Genomic DNA, 17,100 nt, shown 5'->3' with positions numbered 1-17,100 from the left:
TTAAATTCCTCCTCCTTGCTCATGGATGGTACTTTTTTCTCTGCGCACTGCGTTGGACAGACTAATTGTACCAACCGTTGCTACAAAAACACAAACAATAACTATTACTACATAAGGGTTTGGTGTGAGAAATGTATTCACCATAAAATAGGAAACCACAAGCGAAGATACGGGAGACACAATCCAAACCTTCACAATTTGTTTAATAACGCCCTTTTGCCAGAGGCTAAAGCCTTTATCCGCCGTGCCGACCCCCAGAATCGCACAGGTTGTCGCCTGGGTTAACGGCACCGGGATCCCAAAGATAGAAGCAATGATAACCAGTGTACCCCCTGTGAGGGATACCGCGCTGCCCTGGAGAAGGGACAGGCGCGTGATTTTCTTTCCATTTGTTTCAAGTACTTTGCCTCCCATAAAGAAAGCTCCAATTGAAACAAATAACGCTCCCAACCAGATGCCTGTATGCACGGTAAGAAGACGCGCGCCTACAAGCGAGCCTACCGCATTAGCTACATTATTCATTCCGGCAGAAAATGCTTCCAGTAACCCGGCAAAAATCAAAAGCAGGCTCAGCCATTTTTTCCATTTGCCGTTTCCCCGGAGCGCAGGCCATTTCTTTTCTGTTCTCTTTATAAGTTTTCCAAGCAGAAAGGCGGCAATAAACGCGATACAGGGGATAAGGACCCAAAAAAGAAGGATTTCGACTACATTCGCCGTTTTCACTGCATGATAGGCTAATCCGACACCAACAATGGATCCAACCGTTACCTCACTTGTTGACAAAGGAATTCCCAGTAAGTTGGCCATAAAAAGGGTGAGCGTAGCAGAAGCAAGAATTATCGCTACCATCTCAACATTTAGAATGGAGGAAGGGATAATCCCTCCCCCAATTGTCTTCACGACTTCTCCGCCTCCGACAACAGCGCCAAGGAATGCTGCGATGGCTACAAGCAGCATCGCGATTCTTTTATTCGTTATCGCGCCGCTTCCGTAAGCCGCTCCCATTGACGCAGCTGTTCCGCTTGCACCTATATTCATCGCGAAAAACAGCGCAATCCCAACCGCGATATATGTCCAAATCATTTCTCAATCACAAATCCTCTGCCCGGCCCGGCGGTTTTTTCCTTTTGCAAAAACATAGTGGCCTCAATCCTTCCCCTAAGGCCCTGTTGAGCCATCTTTATACGGTTAACTGGCTGAGGAGCGTATCCAATCTTTCCTGGAATGGCTCGACTCCTACTCGGTTAACAAAATCATAAAAGCTTTCATTTTCCTGGCGCTCTTCTTTGAAAAACGCTAGCAGTTGCAAAATGACACGGTTTAGGCTATCCCCAGGGATGCGCCCTTTTAATTTTTCATTAAATTTCGCATTCTCCCAAAGTTTGCCCCCGAGGAAAATATCAAAGGCGTCGATCATTCCGTTGTCTGTTTTCACGAGCGCTCCCTGAAAACCAATGTCTGCGATCTGGCGCTGTCCGCAGGAATTCGGGCACCCATTCATATGCATGCGGATCGGTGTATCAAGCAAAAGGTTTTCGTCAAGGAAGATTGCGAGGTCGCGCAGCCGCTCTTTCGTTTCAACGAGAGCGAGGTTACAGAATTCAATGCCCGTACAGCTAACGGCATAAGATATAAAGTTGTTCGGAAAAGGAGTCAGCCTTTCCAGTGCTTGCTCATTCAGAAGCGCTTCGACTTTATCGTTCGGAATATTTGCAAGGACAATATTTTGCGAGTTGCACGTACGAAGGGAGCCATCCCCATATACATCTGATAACCGGGCCAGTTCCTCGAGCTCTTGAGCGGACATCCGGCCAACCGGAACAGTTAAGCCAACATATGTCAGACCCTCTTGCTTTTGTGCGTGCACGCCAGTAAAGTAGCCGGCATTCCAGCCAACCAGCTTATCTTCGCCTTTTTCCGGAAGTTCTCCAATAAGTTCAATCAATTTGCCCTTAAATTTCTCTGGGCCCCAATCGGCCATTAAGAATTTAAGGCGGGCGTGGTGGCGTTTTTCACGGTAACCGTAATCGCGGAAAATAGTCGTAACCCCGATTGCTACCCGCACAACATCCTCTGGCTTAACAAATACATCCAACTGTTTGGCAAGGTACGGCTTAGCGGACAGGCCGCCTCCAACCCAGATGTGGAATCCATTCACTTCTTGGCCGTCAATCACTTTCACTGCCGGTGTAAAGGCAAGATCGTTAATTTCAGCATGACCCGGATTGTAAATACTTGATGAAATTGAAATTTTGTATTTACGAGGCAGGTTAGAGAAATCGCGATTCATGAGAAAAGTATCAGAAAGCTGCTTCACAAGCGGCCTTGTATCCATTAATTCATTGGGGTCAAGCCCGGCAAGCGGATTGCCGATGATCGTGCGCGGCACGTCGCCGCATGCTTCAAAAGAGGACATCCCGGCATCTGACAGTCGTGAAAATATATCGGGCAGATTATCTACGGTCAGCCAGTGGAATTGAACCGCCTGGCGAGTGGTAATGTCGACTAAATCCCGGCCATAATCCCGGGAAATACCTGCAAGCACTCTTGCCTGTTCAGAGGAAAGAACTCCGGATGGAATGCGCACCCGCATCATAAAGTGGCCGTCTTTTGGACGCTGCTGGTACACACCGGCCCACTTAAACCGATCCATATCATCAGCTGTGATCGATTCGAATCCTGTTTTTGCATAACCGTAAATATCCTCAATAACATCAAGACCGTCTTTTTCGAGTTTTGCATACTCATTTTTATTCAACTTTATTTCCGGGTTATTCGCCCAAACAGGTGTGTAGCTCACTTCAAAACTCTCCTCTCTTTTTAAGCAATAGCTTGGGTCTCCCGGTCGAGCACTACAAGCACTCGTTTACCGATCGCTATTGCCATCCCCGTTTTTCTTTTTCCGATAAATTATATCAGTTTAGTCCGTTTTAAAATAGTAAAAATCCCTTCTTCGGTTATAAGAAGAAGGGCATCCCAACCCTCCCCCTCATCTTCAAGCCGCATGCTACTGGAGTTGGCACCTAACCGGATTAGGTTGCCGAGGCTTCAAAGGGCCAGTCCCTCTGCCTCTCTTGATAAGAAAGAGTTAAATCTTATTATTTTAATCGGTTTTAACTGCTTTTGATATATTGAATTATAAATCGCCGCTTACACAATTGCAATCATTTTTTGAAAAGTTATTTTCTATCCAATTCGGCAACTTGCCGTGCGATTTCCGCAGCCGACCATGTGCCGGCATTTGGTTTGCTATAGAAGCGATCAATTTGCGGTTTGTTCCAGATAGACCAGGTTGAACCATTCATTGAAAAAAGACGGCCTGTTACATCTTCAGGAGGTTCAGACAGGTATAGAAGCAGCGGAAGGAGATCTTCCGGGTTCCCTATTTTCCAGTAATCAGGGATGTCTTCTCCTCTGTCCTTGGCCTGGCGCTGCGCTTTTTCTACATGGGGACGTGTCATATCCGTCAGCGCTGCCGGGGCAACCGCATTAACTCGTATGCCAAACCGAATCAGCTCCTGCGCAAGTGTATACGTTAATCCGATCAGTCCTGCTTTGGCTGCGGCATAGTTAGCCTGTCCGATACATCCTTCAATACCGGCTGAAGACACGACATTGATAATGGAGCCTCCGCTTTCTTTCATATATGGCAGGCTTGCCTGAATACAGTAAAACGATCCATTCAAATGTACATTTATAACATCGTGCCACTCCTGTATGCTCATTTTGTAACTCATTCGGTCACGGACAATGCCGGCGTTGTTGATGAGCACATCCAGCCGGCCAAAACGGCGGACCACGGAGTCGACCATATTCTGTACCGCCTCGGGATTACAGATATCACACGGGATGCCGGCTGCTTCTCCGCCTTTCTGCCTAATAAGCTGGACAACGGATTCAACGGTTTCCCGTACGGTGCCGTTTACAATCACGCTATATCCGCTCCTGGCCATACCCATTGCAAGAGCCCGTCCGATTCCGCGGGTTGAACCTGTGATGAGCGCTATTTTCTTATTCATGCTTACCCCCCTCAGCTGAATCTGTTGTTTCTTGCAAAAACCTATTAACAAGCTCGGATTTATGGATTTTACCGGCTGAATTATACGGCATCGTTTCAACTTGGAAAATTACTTTCGGTATTTTATAGGGAACCAGCCGTTCCCGCAGAATCTGACGCAGCTTCTCTTCCCAATTATCAGGTGGTGCGACAAGTTTTACAGCTGCCACTGATTTTTCACCCCAGTAGCTGTCCGCTACGCCGAGTACGGCAGCCTCCTCGATAAAATCGACTTCATTCAACGCGCCTTCAATCTCTACTGGATGAATGTTAATACCTCCACTGATAAACATATCACTCTTTCTGCCCACGAGATGAAGAATACCCCTGCCATCCATGCGGCCCAGATCGCCCGCACTTTTCCAGACAGGCTCGTTGTTCTCGCACTTATTTAGCGCGCTTGGGAAATACCCTTCCGCCATCATTGCGCTTCTCGCAAATATTTCGCCAACTTCTCCCACAGGTACGACATCCCCGCTATCATTGCGAATCTGGATATCAACGCCATGAAAAGCATGGCCAACCGTTCCTTCATGGCCTCGCCCTGCCTGGACCGAGACAAAACCTATTTCAGCAGCACCGTAGTATTCATAGAGCGTGCTGTGGGCAAACAGCTCTTGCACGCGTCTCTTTAGGGTTATATCCATTTTAGCGCCTGCCGTTATGAGCGTTCGTACAGGGGGATGGGGGGCCGTTTGTGTTTCATTCTGGCTTTGCCACTCCTTTACAACTGCCGAATACATCGTGGGAACCATAAATACACTTGTTATCCTGCCTGTTTGCATCTCTTGCAACGCTTCAGCTGCATCAAAATGCTCCATAAGACGAACACTTCCACCTACCGACAACAGATGAAGCATAGAGATAAGCGTAGCGGAGTAATAGAGAGGGCCAGGCAAAAGAAGGAAGTCTTCCCTTCCCAGGCCAAATTCAGCGCTCATCGCGTAAAAACTCGTTACCCATGAACGATGGGTACGAAGAATACCTTTAGGTGTGCCCGTCGTACCGGATGACAACGCCATATAGAAGATATCTGAATCGCTGTGCGGCATCATGTTTGCCTGCGTAGTGAGATTCTGGTCCTCAACCTCAACTGCAGTATCATGGGCAATAATGGGAGTGCTTAGCCCAAGCTGCCCGGCTCCCGCAACCTGTTGGTCTGCAATAATAAGCAATGGACGGTATTGCCTCACAATCCTCTCCCATTCCTTTTTCTTCAAGGATGGATTAACCGGAACTGCTGTCCCGCCGGCCTCACAAATCGCCAGGAACCATTCGATGAACAGATGGCTATTAGGCATCGCAAGCATAATGAGATCGCCTTTTTGAGGACAAAATTGACTCGTGAGATAAGCTGCCCGTGCCTTTACAGCCCGGGCAAGCATTTCGTAGGTATGGGTTGTGCCTTTCGTTATGAGGGCTGGTTTGGCAGGCTCAATGGTTGCATTTTGGTAGACACCGTCCGTAATTAATTTATGCATGATGCCACCCCTCCCACTTTTTAAACAGGGCTGCAATCCCTAAACCGCCGCCAATGCCCATAGTAGCCAGCCCCCATTTAGAATCTATCTCGGCCTTCATCCCATGCAGCAGACGCGTAACGAGAATAGCCCCCGATGCTCCATAAGGATGACCGAGGGCCAGTGCGCCCCCGTCTTTGTTTAAGCAGGCTTCATCTATGCCAAGCTCTCTAATGCTGGCCAGTACCTGGGATGCGAACGCCTCGTTAAATTCAACCCGATCGAGCTGATCCACTGTCAGCCCATGCTTGCCCAACAGTTTTCTGACAGCCGGCACGGGGCCGATGCCCAGGATGTTCGGATCTACGCCTGCCGCTGCCGCATCTATATATTCAAGCGCGGGTGTCAGGCCCAATTCACGGGCCTTCTTGCCTGACACAAGCAGTACCGCTGCGGCCCCATCGTTAATCCCGCAGGCGTTTCCCGCAGTGACAGTTCCGTTCGGAAGGAATACAGGCTTAAGTGCCTGCAGTTTGGCAAGCGACGTGTCGGGTCGCGGCCCTTCATCCTTTACAGCGACTCTCTCAGGCTCTTTACGGCTGGGTGTAGGAATGGGAACCATTTCGTCGGCAAATCGGCTGCCCTCCATTGCTGTAACAGCTTTTTGGTGGCTCCGAAGCGCAAACGTATCCTGGTCTTCGCGGCTAACCCCAAATCTGGCAGCTACATTCTCCGCCGCGATTCCCATATCCGGGTCACCGATTGTGTCCGGCGCAAACCGGGCTCTGGCAAAAACACGCGGTGTTTCCATGCCATACATATTTCTTGGCTTCTCCATCTTCCATGGTGCCAGGCTGCAACTTTCAACACCTCCTGCGATAACTATGTCAGCTGCCCCTGCCTGAATCATGCAGGCTGCTACCCGGATCGCCTCTAAACCTGAACCGCACTGCATATCTACGGTTAATCCTGGCACTTCAAATGGCAACCCCGCTTCGAGTGCGCTCAGCCTCGCCAGATTGCCGCCAGGACCCACCACATTTCCAAGCACAACCTGCTCGACTTGCTCAGGCCTTAATCCAGTTTCCTTGAGCACTTCTTGAAAGACAGCCGCCGCAAGTTTTTCCGGTTCTACATCCTTTAAGATACCGCCGGCTTTTCCTATAGGTGTCCGCCTGGCACTGATCAGATATACATCGTTCATGAATAACCTCCTGCCTAACCCTTATTTCCTCCATTATAAGGACCTGGATCCTACTTAAGCTAACAAAGTTTCGGTGAACCAACTTGCATGCATGCCAGCGACAGCCCTGGCAGCACGTATCACGTATATACAAAAAAAGAAGCTACCATAACAGCAGCCCCTTCACCTGTTCAAATTATCTGTGGTTGTATTGATAGGAAAGTGACGGTTTCGCTTTCCGCACGGCAACTGCGACGAGTGAAGCGATAATAGCCTTCAGCACGTCTCCTGGAATAAAAGGAAGGGCGCCACCAACCAAAGCCTTGCCCCAGCTGATATGCGTCACAAACTTTAACCATGGAACCCCAACCGCGTATACAAGAATAATTCCAAATAAAACGCACGGAATGAACGATTTGATAAAGTTGAGAGATCCGTGCCTTTCCGTGAACTTTCCGATAAAATAGGCCGCAAAAGGCCAGCTAAAGATATACCCGCCGCTAGGTCCAAATAATGCCCCGACGCCCCCTCTGCCACCGGACAGGATAGGCATGCCTACCGCAACCAGGAGGATGAATAAAACGAGGCTTAGTGCTCCTCGCCGAGCCCCAAGAACGGCTCCTGCAAGCATGATACCCAGCGTCTGCCCTGTTATCGGGACAGCCGGCGGCGGCAGAGGAATCGATATAAATCCAAGCACCGCAACCATCGCCGCAATTAAGGCCATGTATGTAAGATCAAGTACGGAAAATTTATCTTTTTTCAATTGTTAACCGCCCCTTTAAATTAGTTTACATATGTAAAGCATAAAGCGATATTGTTATGTTGTCAATAAAGAAATAAGAATCAATACATTTATGCTACAATGGTTGTAATTCAATTCTGAATTGTGCATAATCCGTTTTTTGCCGAATCATGCCTGGTCTTCCACTGGCATACCGCTTCAATAGGAATAAGGATGAAAGGATCAAAAGAGGAGGCATTTATCAATGGCTTACAAATTTGCGAACGTTAGAACTGAACTGCCCGGACCGAAAGCAAAAGCTCTGCTGGAAAAGCGCAAACGCTACGTTGCCAGAGGTGTAAGCAACGGCATCCCGACATTTATTGATCACGCGCAAGGTGCGCTGGTGACAGACGTGGACGGAAACATCTATATTGATTTTGCCGGAGCGATTGGAACCCTCAACGTCGGGCATTGCCACCCGAATGTAACGCTTGCTCTGCATGACCAGGTAGACAACTATATTCACCCGGGTTTTAACGTGATGATGTATGAACCATACATTGCTTTGGCAGAGCGGCTTGCCAAACTCGCGCCAGGCGGGCACGACAAGCAGGTGTTGTTTCTCAACAGCGGCGCAGAAGCAGTGGAAAACGCAGTGAAAATTGCCCGCAAGTATACGAAACGCCAGGGCATTGTTGTATTCTCCCGCGGCTTTCATGGCAGAACGTTGATGACGATGACCATGACAAGCAAAGTTCGGCCCTATAAATTTGAGTTTGGCCCGTTTGCCCCTGAAGTTTATAAGGCTCCCTATCCGTACAGCTTCCGGCGCCCGGCAGGAATGAGTGAGGAAGCATACGATGATTTTATTTTGGATGAATTTAAAAATTTTCTGGCAGGCGACGTAGCCCCTGAATCCATCGCCGCGGTCGTGATGGAACCGGTACAGGGTGAAGGCGGATTCGTTGTAGCCTCGAAGAAATTTGTGCAGGGTGTAGCGAAACTTTGCAGCCAGCATGGCATTCTGTTCGTTGCAGATGAAATTCAGACAGGTTTTGGGCGTACGGGAAAATATTTTGCGATGGAGCATTTTGACGTCATACCGGACATGATCACCGTGTCTAAATCCATGGGTGCGGGTGTGCCTATATCCGGGGTTATCGGACGCACTGAGATTATGGATGCAGCCAGCCCCGGGGAACTCGGCGGCACCTATGCCGGCAGCCCGCTTGGGTGCCGTGCCGCTCTTGCTGTATTGGATATTATAGAAAAAGAACGGCTTAACGATCGTGCCACCGCTATTGGCGGTAAAGTCATGCCTCGATTTAGTGAACTTGCTGAAAAGTATAGCTGTATCGGGGATGTGCGCGGGCTTGGCGCGATGTGCGCCATGGAATTTGTGAAAGATAAGACGAGCAAAGAACCGGCGAAAGAGCTCGTTTCCCAAATTGTATCGGAAGCAAATAAACGAGGCCTGCTTACGTTAAGCGCCGGCTTGTACAGCAATGTCGTCCGGGTACTCATGCCACTCGTTATTACTGACGAAGAACTTGATGAAGGACTCACCATTCTGGAGGAAGCGATTGAGGCAGCCGTTTCCGCAGCCCTCGCTCAGTAGAACCGGGAAAAATTATCTTTACCCCCCTTTTTAAAGGCGGTTATTCATTAGATTTGTAATGCTTTCGAGAGAAGAAATGGTGCAGTCTATCATCTCAGGTAAATCCTCAAAGTTGCTTTCATCTATTTTACGCCCGAAGTCAAGCGTAATCGTATTTTTATATCGTTCTTCTTTTTTGTCAAGAGGAAGAGCAAATGAAAGTTCCTGCCTGATGCGCGGCCTGAAGGACCATAATTCATCCAGCACATCCTCTATTTCCGAGCATAGATGAATTGTGACAGCTTTGTGGTATATGTAAACAAAAATGGTACACCCGGGCTTGCCGGAATCTTTGGCGTCCATTTCTAATATCTCCCCCGAAAGATCCTGGGTTTCCGCCTTTAAAACGATTTCAGCCGCGAGCTGCTGCGGACTTTCCGTATTGTTTTCTTTTAACTGAAAACCGATCCGGTACTCGCGGGACATATCTGCGAGGTCCACAGCGTCGTGGCGCGACGTTACGAGTATCTCACCCGAAAAGTCCTTATCGTATACCGTACCTTCGAGTGCAATCTTTAGATTTTCAAAAATTGTAGGGTCGAACATATTGTCACTCCGGTTTCGACATCAAAATACCCTTTCTCCGTGCTATATCTTCCTGCGCATTTTGTGCAGCTATCTGATCATAATCTACACGGAGTTTTCCACGAACAGTTTGAACAATTGCGGTAATAATCCCTCCGAAAAAGGTAATCAGAAAAATCATGCCACAAATGAACATCATAATCATCGTTGGGCTTGAGAACATAATTGCCATTCATTTCACCTCACTAGCTTATCCCTAATCTTCATTATACATGATTTTATCCCCCGAAGAAAACTTAGCCCAGCGAAGCTGCAACTGAGCATCCCCATCTGGTCTCTGTAGCGTTTTTGCCGCTATGAGGATAACATAGCTCTCAGTCAACAAAGAAAGGCCGGTTTAGGCACCGGCCATTTTTATAATGCCTATGAATGAGTCGACACTTTCGTGGTGTCTCCAGTTGTTATTTGCGTGCTATCCCCGGTGGTGAGGTTCATGGTGTCACCAGTCGTAACGTTAAGGCTGTCTCCGCTGGTCACGTTAACGGAGTCGCCACTCGTAACGTTAAGGCTATCGCCTGTTGTTACATTCACGCTGTCTCCAGTGGTAGTTCCTCCTGCTTTCGCGTTGTTTTCTAAGTAGTCATGTAGGTTAACCACTACTGTTGCAATCTCCTGTCGGGATGCGGTATTAAGTGGGTTAAAGTGCTTATTTGTATCCCCGACCATGAGCTTCAATTCCATTACTTTTGCTACATAATTTTTTGCGTATTTACTTACAGAACCAGCATCTGGAATGGATAATGTATAAGTGCCTGTTTGTGCTGTTCCAGTAGCTGCCTTAACAAGTATAACCGCAAGCTCTTGACGGGTAATCGGTGCGTCTGGTCTGAATTTGCCATTGCCATCCCCAAGCATTAAACCGGCATTTTTAGCAGCTTCCACATATTTAATGCCCCATTTCGCATTAACATCAGAGAAACTGGACTTGGCAACATCCTGTACATTAAGCTTTAGTAAGTTACTAAGTACTACCGCTGTCTCCTGACGGGTGATCGCCTGGGTAGGATGGAATTTGTTATGGTTGTCTCCTACCATAATTCCCAATTCTTTTGCTTTGGTGATAAAACTTACTGCCCACTGGCCAGCGTCGCCAATATCGTTATAGCTGCTTTGGGAAGAAGAAACGGTAGTGCTAGCTGCTTGAACAAGGGCTGGTGCAAGCACACTTGAAGCTAATAACGTGCCCGCGATGACCTTATGTACATTTTTCAATTATGTTACCTCCATAATAAGATTATATTTTCATGACAAATTAATAATACAAATTAAAACGCAATTTGCCATTGATGAAATGTTGTATGCAGACCCTTATTTTTTCTCTGCATGATATTTACACCAATTGAAATGAATTAGAGAGATAACGTGTGGAAAGATAAACGTATACTAGCTTATCCGCAAAAAAAACAACAATCAGGGGTTTTCCGCTCATGAAACGATATTCCAATCTGGATAAGGTCAAAAGCTATAACAACCTTAAAGATATAGTTCGCTGGAGAAGAGAAAGAAGAAAAAAAGAAAAATTGGCACCTATACCGTTCCGCAGGCTCAGCATAAGGAGCTTTCATTTTTAAAAAGCAACCGGACCCAAACAACCATTACCTGGGTTGGGCACTCTACTTTTCTTATCCAAACGGGTGGTCTTAACATTTTAACGGATCCGGTATGGGCCACCAGAATGGGATTAGACACACGAATTACGGCCCCGGGCTTGCATTTAGGGGACCTTCCAAGAATTGACGCCGTTGTCATTTCGCACGCTCATTACGACCATCTTCACTTCCCCACTCTCCGAAGGCTTGGCAAAGGCATACAGTACTTTGTTCCAGAAGGTTTAAGTCGGCTTTTTCATAAAAAATCGTTTTCCAAAGTAAAGGAGTTGGCCTGGTGGGATAAGATATCATTGGGAGGGGTTGAATTTCATTTCGTTCCCGCCCAGCACTGGACAAGAAGGACTTTAACCGATATTAATACTTCGCATTGGGGTGGATGGGTCATAACCGCCAACAAAAAAACCGTGTATTTTGCTGGGGACACGGGTTACTTTCGGGGATTTAAGGACATTGGTAAAAGGTTTTCTATTGATTACGCTCTTATGCCAATTGGCGCATATGAACCGGAATGGATTATGTCAACTGCCCATACAAGCCCGGAAGATGCGGTTAGAGGGTATACTGATTTACGTGCAAAATACTTTATTCCGATGCATTACGGAACTTTCCGCCTTGCAGACGATACGCCAAGGGAAGCGCTTGACCGACTGCAGCGAGAGTGGCAGCGTTTGAAGCTGAGCAGCCGCCATCTAAAAATATTGAAGCTAGGTGAAACGCTCAGAGATAAGTAGCAACAGAAAAAGCCACTCGCTGTGTTAAGTGGCTTTCTTAATGTTCCTACGTAAACCGAGTACGTCGTGGCCTGGGGCTCCACCAGACAAAGGACTTGCTAAGGATCAGGTATTCAGTTCGCGTTTGGCAAAATCCATATTTTCATTATTTCTTTTCTTCTTTCATAAAGAACGGTATGATCTCCCGCATGATAAATCAACTGGTAATAATTCGGGTCATCCACTGTTTTCTTTACTGGGTTGCCCACTTTTTTCATTAATTCCTGATAACCAATTGTTTTATCAATCAACAAAAAACCACAGATTTTACTCGCTGGTACGACTTGATAGTGACCATCGGCTGTTATATCGTTAAATAATGCCCACTCCTGCTCGGCAATTTGCACCGGTACAAATCCTGACTGGCCATTAATCTTTCCTACTTCTTTCCCTGTCCTGTCCAATAAGTTTTGATACGTATCCCCTACTTTTAACGGAACTCCTGTGACCTGGCCTTGTACCGCCAGTGACATAAAAGCCTTGGTATATGGTTGCAGTTTCCCGTTAGGCTCAGCTGCAGCATTCGGATGATTGGTTACGAAAAAAGTGGAAAGCAGCCCAGCTGCCAGCAAAAAAAGCACCGTAATTAAACATTTCTTCATTTGTGCGCCCCGTCCATCCCTGTAGCGTTCGTATCTCGTCGCTCAGGTGGTTGTTTAAAATAGATTTAATAAGTCTGGTTCAATCAAATACACAATTCCATCAGTATTGCATCATGAAACTTTTCGCCAATTAAAAAGCCTCTTTTAATTCTTCCTTCTTCTATAAAACCCATTTTTCTATACAATTGAATCGCTCTATTGTTTCCATCTCGTACTCGAAGATTGATTTTATAAATTCGCTTTGTATCCCGGGCCCACCCCAGCATAAACTCCATCAGGCGTCTTCCAATGCCCAGTCCCGAATATTCCTGAAGGATAGTAAGGCCAAATTCCCCTGCATGAACGGTTCTTGGCCTCGTCCCGCAGCGAAACGTTAAATTGCCAACTATTTTTCCGTTGATTTCTTCAAGTAAAAACAGCTGGTTGTCGCTTTCATAAAACTTCTCAATTTCATCCGCCTGTTTTTCAATGGATGCAGAATATTCCCCTCTGCCAAACGTTAGGTTGATGCTTTCACCAGCAGCTTGGTTGATTTAATGTATGTATGCTTCTGCGTCTTCAGGGCGTCCCGCTCTTAACAACAGGCCATCGCCATTTTTCAAACAATAAGTTTTCATCTTTCACTCCGCACATTGTTTTGTTTGTTCTTTAATGTTGCAGTGCCAAATCAACCGGTTTGCGTCCAGCGCTTACTGCAGACGTCTGTTGTTAAAGGCCGCGTAAATCATGTTCATTATTATAGCTCAAGAGTTCTATTATTTCATTCAAATTTTTTTAAAATGTTACGCTCCGTACCCTCTTTTGGCTAAATAAAAAAGCCTCGCATTTTAGCGGAGGCTTTTTTCTATGTCGATTGCACTTTCAAAACTGAATTGGAAGGAACGATGCGTTAGGAATTCCTAAAAATTGGGTTAAGCCCTCGACCGATTAGTATTCGTCAGCTCCATGCGTTGCCGCACTTCTACCCCGAACCTATCTACCTCATCATCTATAAGGGGTCTTACCAGCTTATGCTGTGGGAAATCTCATCTTGAGGGGGGCTTCACGCTTAGATGCTTTCAGCGCTTATCCCGGCCGCACATAGCTACCCAGCGATGCTCCTGGCGGAACAACTGGTGCACCAGCGGTGCGTCCATCCCGGTCCTCTCGTACTAAGGACAGCTCCTCTCAAATTTCCTGCGCCCACGACAGATAGGGACCGAACTGTCTCACGACGTTCTGAACCCAGCTCGCGTACCGCTTTAATGGGCGAACAGCCCAACCCTTGGGACCTACTTCAGCCCCAGGATGCGATGAGCCGACATCGAGGTGCCAAACCTCCCCGTCGATGTGGACTCTTGGGGGAGATAAGCCTGTTATCCCCAGGGTAGCTTTTATCCGTTGAGCGATGGCCCTTCCATGCGGAACCACCGGATCACTAAGCCCGACTTTCGTCCCTGCTCGACTTGTAGGTCTCGCAGTCAAGCTCCCTTGTGCCTTTACACTCTGCGAATGATTTCCAACCATTCTGAGGGAACCTTTGGGCGCCTCCGTTACACTTTAGGAGGCGACCGCCCCAGTCAAACTGCCCACCTGACACGGTCCTCCATCCCGATAAGGAATGCGAGTGAGAAGGCCGGCATAATCAGGGTGGTATCCCAAGGATGCCTCCACCGAACCTGGCGGTCCGGGTTCAAAGGCTCCCACCTATCCTGTACAAATCATACCAGCATTCAATATCAAGCTGCAGTAAAGCTCCATGGGGTCTTTCCGTCTTGTCGCGGGTAACCTGCATCTTCACAGGTAGTATGATTTCACCGAGTCTCTTGCCGAGACAGTGCCCAAGTCGTTACGCCTTTCGTGCGGGTCGGAACTTACCCGACAAGGAATTTCGCTACCTTAGGACCGTTATAGTTACGGCCGCCGTTTACTGGGGCTTCGGTTCACAGCTTCGCGCTTGCGCGCTAACCGCTCCCCTTAACCTTCCAGCACCGGGCAGGCGTCAGCCCCTATACTTCGCCTTGCGGCTTCGCAGAGACCTGTGTTTTTGCTAAACAGTCGCTTGGGCCTTTTCACTGCGGCCCCCTCACGCTTATCACGCTAGCGGGGCACCCCTTCTCCCGAAGTTACGGGGTCATTTTGCCGAGTTCCTTAGCAAGAGTTTTCTCGCGCGCCTTAGGATTCTCTCCTCGCCTACCTGTGTCGGTTTGCGGTACGGGTACCTTACTTCTCGCTAGAAGCTTTTCTTGGCAGTGTGAGATCAGGAACTTCGGTACTTAAATTTCCCTCGCCATCACAACCCGGCGTTACAGTGTACGGATTTGCCTATACACACGCCTCATTGCTTGGACAGACATAACCAGCAGTCTGCTTGCCTTACCCTCCTGCGTCCCTCCGTCACTATACCCATGAAAGTGATGAAAAGGCTTTGAAGCAGATTCATTTACTTTCATGGGGCCCCTCATTATATAAAGGGCTGGGCGAAGTAGAGGTAGTACAGGAATTTCCACCTGTTGTCCATCGCCTACGCCTTTCGGCCTCGGCTTAGGTCCCGACTAACCCTGAGAGGACGAGCCTTCCTCAGGAACCCTTAGGCTTTCGGCGGAAGGGATTCTCACCCTTCTTTTCGCTACTTACACCGGCATTCTCACTTCCTGCCGCTCCACCCGTCCTTCCGGTCGAGCTTCACCGCTGCAGGAACGCTCCCCTACCCCTGACACCTACGGTGTCAAGCCACAGCTTCGGTACTTCACTTAGCCCCGTTACATTTTCCGCGCAGAGTCACTCGACCAGTGAGCTATTACGCACTCTTTAAATGGTGGCTGCTTCTAAGCCAACATCCTGGTTGTCTGGGCAACTCCACATCGTTTCCCACTTAGTGAAGATTTAGGGACCTTAGCTGGTGGTCTGGGCTGTTTCCCTTTTGACTACGGATCTTAGCACTCGCAGTCTGACTCCCGGATATCTGTAGCCGGCATTCGGAGTTTGACTGAATTTGGTACCCCGCGAGGGGCCCGCATCCAATCAGTGCTCTACCTCCAGTACAGTAAATCCGAGGCTAGCCCTAAAGCTATTTCGGGGAGAACCAGCTATCTCCGAGTTCGATTGGAATTTCTCCGCTACCCACACCTCATCCCCGCACTTTTCAACGTGCGTGGGTTCGGGCCTCCAGTGCGTGTTACCGCACCTTCACCCTGGACATGGGTAGATCACACGGTTTCGGGTCTACGGCTGCGTACTCACTCGCCCTGTTCAGACTCGCTTTCGCTGCGGCTCCGGCTTCTCACCTTAACCTCGCACGCAACCGTAACTCGCCGGTTCATTCTACAAAAGGCACGCCGTCACACAGTTAATGTGCTCCGACTAGTTGTAGGCACACGGTTTCAGGTTCTCTTTCACTCCCCTCCCGGGGTGCTTTTCACCTTTCCCTCACGGTACTGGTTCACTATCGGTCGCCAGGTAGTATTTAGCCTTGGGAGATGGTCCTCCCAGCTTCCCACGAGGTTTCACGTGTCTCGCGGTACTCAGGGTACGTCTCGGAGAGACGGCCATTTCGATTACAGGGTTGTTACCTTCTGTGACGGGCCTTTCCAGGCCGCTTCATCTATGACCGTCTTTTGTAACTCCATGTGAGACGCCCTACAACCCCGGAAGGCGAACCTTCCGGTTTGGGCTTCTCCGCGTTCGCTCGCCGCTACTTACGGAATCACTATTGTTTTCTGTTCCTCAGGGTACTTAGATGTTTCAGTTCCCCTGGTCTGCCTCTACCTGCCCTATGGATTCAGGCAGGAGTACGATCCCATTACGAATCGTGGGTTTCCCCATTCGGACATCTCCGGATTAACGCTTGCTTACAGCTCCCCGGAGCATTTCGCAGTTCGCCACGTCCTTCTTCGGCTCCTGGCGCCAAGGCATCCGCCGTGTGCCCTTCATAGCTTAACCTCTGGTTTCCAATCAAGCGTCCTGATCAACGTCGATCTTCTGCGTTGCGTTGTCCCTGCGCTGCTCACGTATCAAAATCATACGCTCCGCTGCTCGGTCCTGCCGCGCCTTGAATCTCTCGTTTCTCATGCCGCTTTCTTTCATGGAAATCCGGTTTCACCTAAAAGGTTATTACAATTGGATTTTCCTATTGCGCATTGTTTCTTCCATGATTCAGTTTTCAAAGTGCAAAATTGACGCCCACGGATGGGCTAACGTCTACGTTGCAACAGCGACGACCAGGACGGTCTAGCATCGTTAACGTAACAGGACGTTGCGCCTGTTAACGATGGCACGTTGCGCTTTTAGTAGACGATCCTTTTTTCGGCAAGGTTGCCGGCCTGGCAATGTCCTACTCTCCCAGGGCGTTGCCGCCCAAGTACCATCGGCGCTGAAGGACTTAACTTCTGTGTTCGAGATGGGAACAGGTGTGACCCCTTCGCCAATATTGCCAGACTGCAAGATACTTAGTGTATCTGATTTTGTATT

12 protein-coding genes, 2 rRNA genes, 1 pseudogene and 1 riboswitch are annotated in these 17,100 nt (G+C 48.4%); of the genes and pseudogenes, 2 read left to right on the top strand and 13 right to left on the bottom strand.

Annotated elements, in window-relative coordinates; translation table 11 throughout:
• The 6 genes from PP175_RS04995 to PP175_RS04970 form a co-directional block, all read right to left on the bottom strand.
• Entirely contained in the window at positions 1 to 1,083 is a 1,083-nt protein-coding gene (locus PP175_RS04995) for a sulfate permease (protein ID WP_272441725.1), read from the bottom strand.
• Between the two features lie 97 nt (positions 1,084 to 1,180).
• Positions 1,181 to 2,800 carry a nitrite/sulfite reductase gene (locus tag PP175_RS04990; RefSeq protein ID WP_272441724.1) on the bottom strand — a complete coding sequence of 540 codons (1,620 nt, stop codon included), beginning with the start codon at positions 2,798 to 2,800 and terminating at the stop codon, positions 1,181 to 1,183.
• 186 nt (positions 2,801 to 2,986) lie between these two features.
• Positions 2,987 to 3,084: riboswitch (SAM riboswitch) on the bottom strand.
• A gap of 95 nt (positions 3,085 to 3,179) precedes the next feature.
• Positions 3,180 to 4,019, bottom strand: coding sequence for an SDR family NAD(P)-dependent oxidoreductase (locus PP175_RS04985; RefSeq protein WP_272441723.1), 840 nt, complete (start codon positions 4,017 to 4,019; stop codon positions 3,180 to 3,182).
• A complete protein-coding gene (locus PP175_RS04980; RefSeq protein ID WP_272441722.1) occupies positions 4,012 to 5,538 on the bottom strand; it encodes a class I adenylate-forming enzyme family protein in 1,527 nt (508 codons plus the stop codon). Before PP175_RS04980 ends, PP175_RS04985 begins: the two co-directional genes overlap by 8 nt.
• Complete coding sequence (locus PP175_RS04975) at positions 5,531 to 6,721, bottom strand: thiolase family protein (RefSeq protein WP_272441721.1); 1,191 nt, start codon at positions 6,719 to 6,721, stop codon at positions 5,531 to 5,533. Before PP175_RS04975 ends, PP175_RS04980 begins: the two co-directional genes overlap by 8 nt.
• 175 nt (positions 6,722 to 6,896) lie before the next feature.
• Positions 6,897 to 7,466, bottom strand: coding sequence for a biotin transporter BioY (locus PP175_RS04970; RefSeq protein WP_272441720.1), 570 nt, complete (start codon positions 7,464 to 7,466; stop codon positions 6,897 to 6,899).
• Between the two features lie 223 nt (positions 7,467 to 7,689).
• Here PP175_RS04970 and gabT point away from each other — a divergent pair, with 223 nt between their 5' ends.
• Entirely contained in the window at positions 7,690 to 9,045 is a 1,356-nt protein-coding gene (gabT, locus tag PP175_RS04965; protein WP_272441719.1) for a 4-aminobutyrate--2-oxoglutarate transaminase, read from the top strand.
• A 30-nt stretch (positions 9,046 to 9,075) separates the two neighbouring features.
• Here gabT and PP175_RS04960 read toward each other — a convergent pair whose 3' ends face one another.
• The 3 genes from PP175_RS04960 to PP175_RS04950 form a co-directional block, all read right to left on the bottom strand.
• On the bottom strand, positions 9,076 to 9,630 hold the full coding sequence (locus tag PP175_RS04960; RefSeq protein ID WP_272441718.1) for a hypothetical protein: 555 nt from the start codon (positions 9,628 to 9,630) through the stop codon (positions 9,076 to 9,078).
• Between the two features lie 4 nt (positions 9,631 to 9,634).
• Positions 9,635 to 9,841 carry a hypothetical protein gene (locus tag PP175_RS04955; protein ID WP_272441717.1) on the bottom strand — a complete coding sequence of 69 codons (207 nt, stop codon included), beginning with the start codon at positions 9,839 to 9,841 and terminating at the stop codon, positions 9,635 to 9,637.
• Positions 9,842 to 10,032: 191 nt separating this feature from the next.
• Positions 10,033 to 10,881, bottom strand: coding sequence for an S-layer homology domain-containing protein (locus tag PP175_RS04950; RefSeq protein WP_272441716.1), 849 nt, complete (start codon positions 10,879 to 10,881; stop codon positions 10,033 to 10,035).
• A gap of 215 nt (positions 10,882 to 11,096) precedes the next feature.
• Between PP175_RS04950 and PP175_RS04945 the strand changes: the two are divergent.
• Positions 11,097 to 12,010, top strand: a pseudogene (locus PP175_RS04945) (MBL fold metallo-hydrolase).
• A 113-nt stretch (positions 12,011 to 12,123) separates the two neighbouring features.
• Here the strand turns inward: PP175_RS04945 and PP175_RS04940 are convergent.
• The 4 genes from PP175_RS04940 to rrf all read right to left on the bottom strand — a co-directional run bounded on the left by PP175_RS04940 (position 12,124) and on the right by rrf (position 17,067).
• On the bottom strand, positions 12,124 to 12,651 hold the full coding sequence (locus tag PP175_RS04940) for a hypothetical protein (protein WP_272441715.1): 528 nt from the start codon (positions 12,649 to 12,651) through the stop codon (positions 12,124 to 12,126).
• 83 nt (positions 12,652 to 12,734) lie between these two features.
• Positions 12,735 to 13,121 (bottom strand): GNAT family N-acetyltransferase, encoded by a 387-nt coding sequence (locus PP175_RS04935; RefSeq protein ID WP_272443191.1) that lies wholly within the window; start codon positions 13,119 to 13,121, stop codon positions 12,735 to 12,737.
• A gap of 437 nt (positions 13,122 to 13,558) precedes the next feature.
• Positions 13,559 to 16,572 (bottom strand): 23S ribosomal RNA (locus PP175_RS04930).
• Positions 16,573 to 16,950: 378 nt separating this feature from the next.
• A 5S ribosomal RNA gene (gene rrf, locus PP175_RS04925) occupies positions 16,951 to 17,067 on the bottom strand.
• Positions 17,068 to 17,100 lie beyond the last annotated feature (33 nt).

It is taken from the genome of Aneurinibacillus sp. Ricciae_BoGa-3 (assembly GCF_028421645.1).
GTDB lineage: Bacteria > Bacillota > Bacilli > Aneurinibacillales > Aneurinibacillaceae > Aneurinibacillus_B.
This window is presented reverse-complemented; position numbering and strand designations above follow the sequence as displayed.

What these genes read in the sequence shown, in the direction of transcription:
- PP175_RS04995 (WP_272441725.1), bottom strand. Translation starts at nt 1,083, where the DNA reads ATGATTTGGACATATATCGCGGTTGGGATTGCGCTGTTTTTCGCGATG.
- PP175_RS04985 (WP_272441723.1), bottom strand. Translation starts at nt 4,019, where the DNA reads ATGAATAAGAAAATAGCGCTCATCACAGGTTCAACCCGCGGAATCGGA.
- PP175_RS04980 (WP_272441722.1), bottom strand. Translation starts at nt 5,538, where the DNA reads ATGCATAAATTAATTACGGACGGTGTCTACCAAAATGCAACCATTGAG.
- PP175_RS04975 (WP_272441721.1), bottom strand. Translation starts at nt 6,721, where the DNA reads ATGAACGATGTATATCTGATCAGTGCCAGGCGGACACCTATAGGAAAA.
- gabT (WP_272441719.1), top strand. Translation starts at nt 7,690, where the DNA reads ATGGCTTACAAATTTGCGAACGTTAGAACTGAACTGCCCGGACCGAAA.
- PP175_RS04960 (WP_272441718.1), bottom strand. Translation starts at nt 9,630, where the DNA reads ATGTTCGACCCTACAATTTTTGAAAATCTAAAGATTGCACTCGAAGGT.
- PP175_RS04955 (WP_272441717.1), bottom strand. Translation starts at nt 9,841, where the DNA reads ATGGCAATTATGTTCTCAAGCCCAACGATGATTATGATGTTCATTTGT.
- PP175_RS04940 (WP_272441715.1), bottom strand. Translation starts at nt 12,651, where the DNA reads ATGAAGAAATGTTTAATTACGGTGCTTTTTTTGCTGGCAGCTGGGCTG.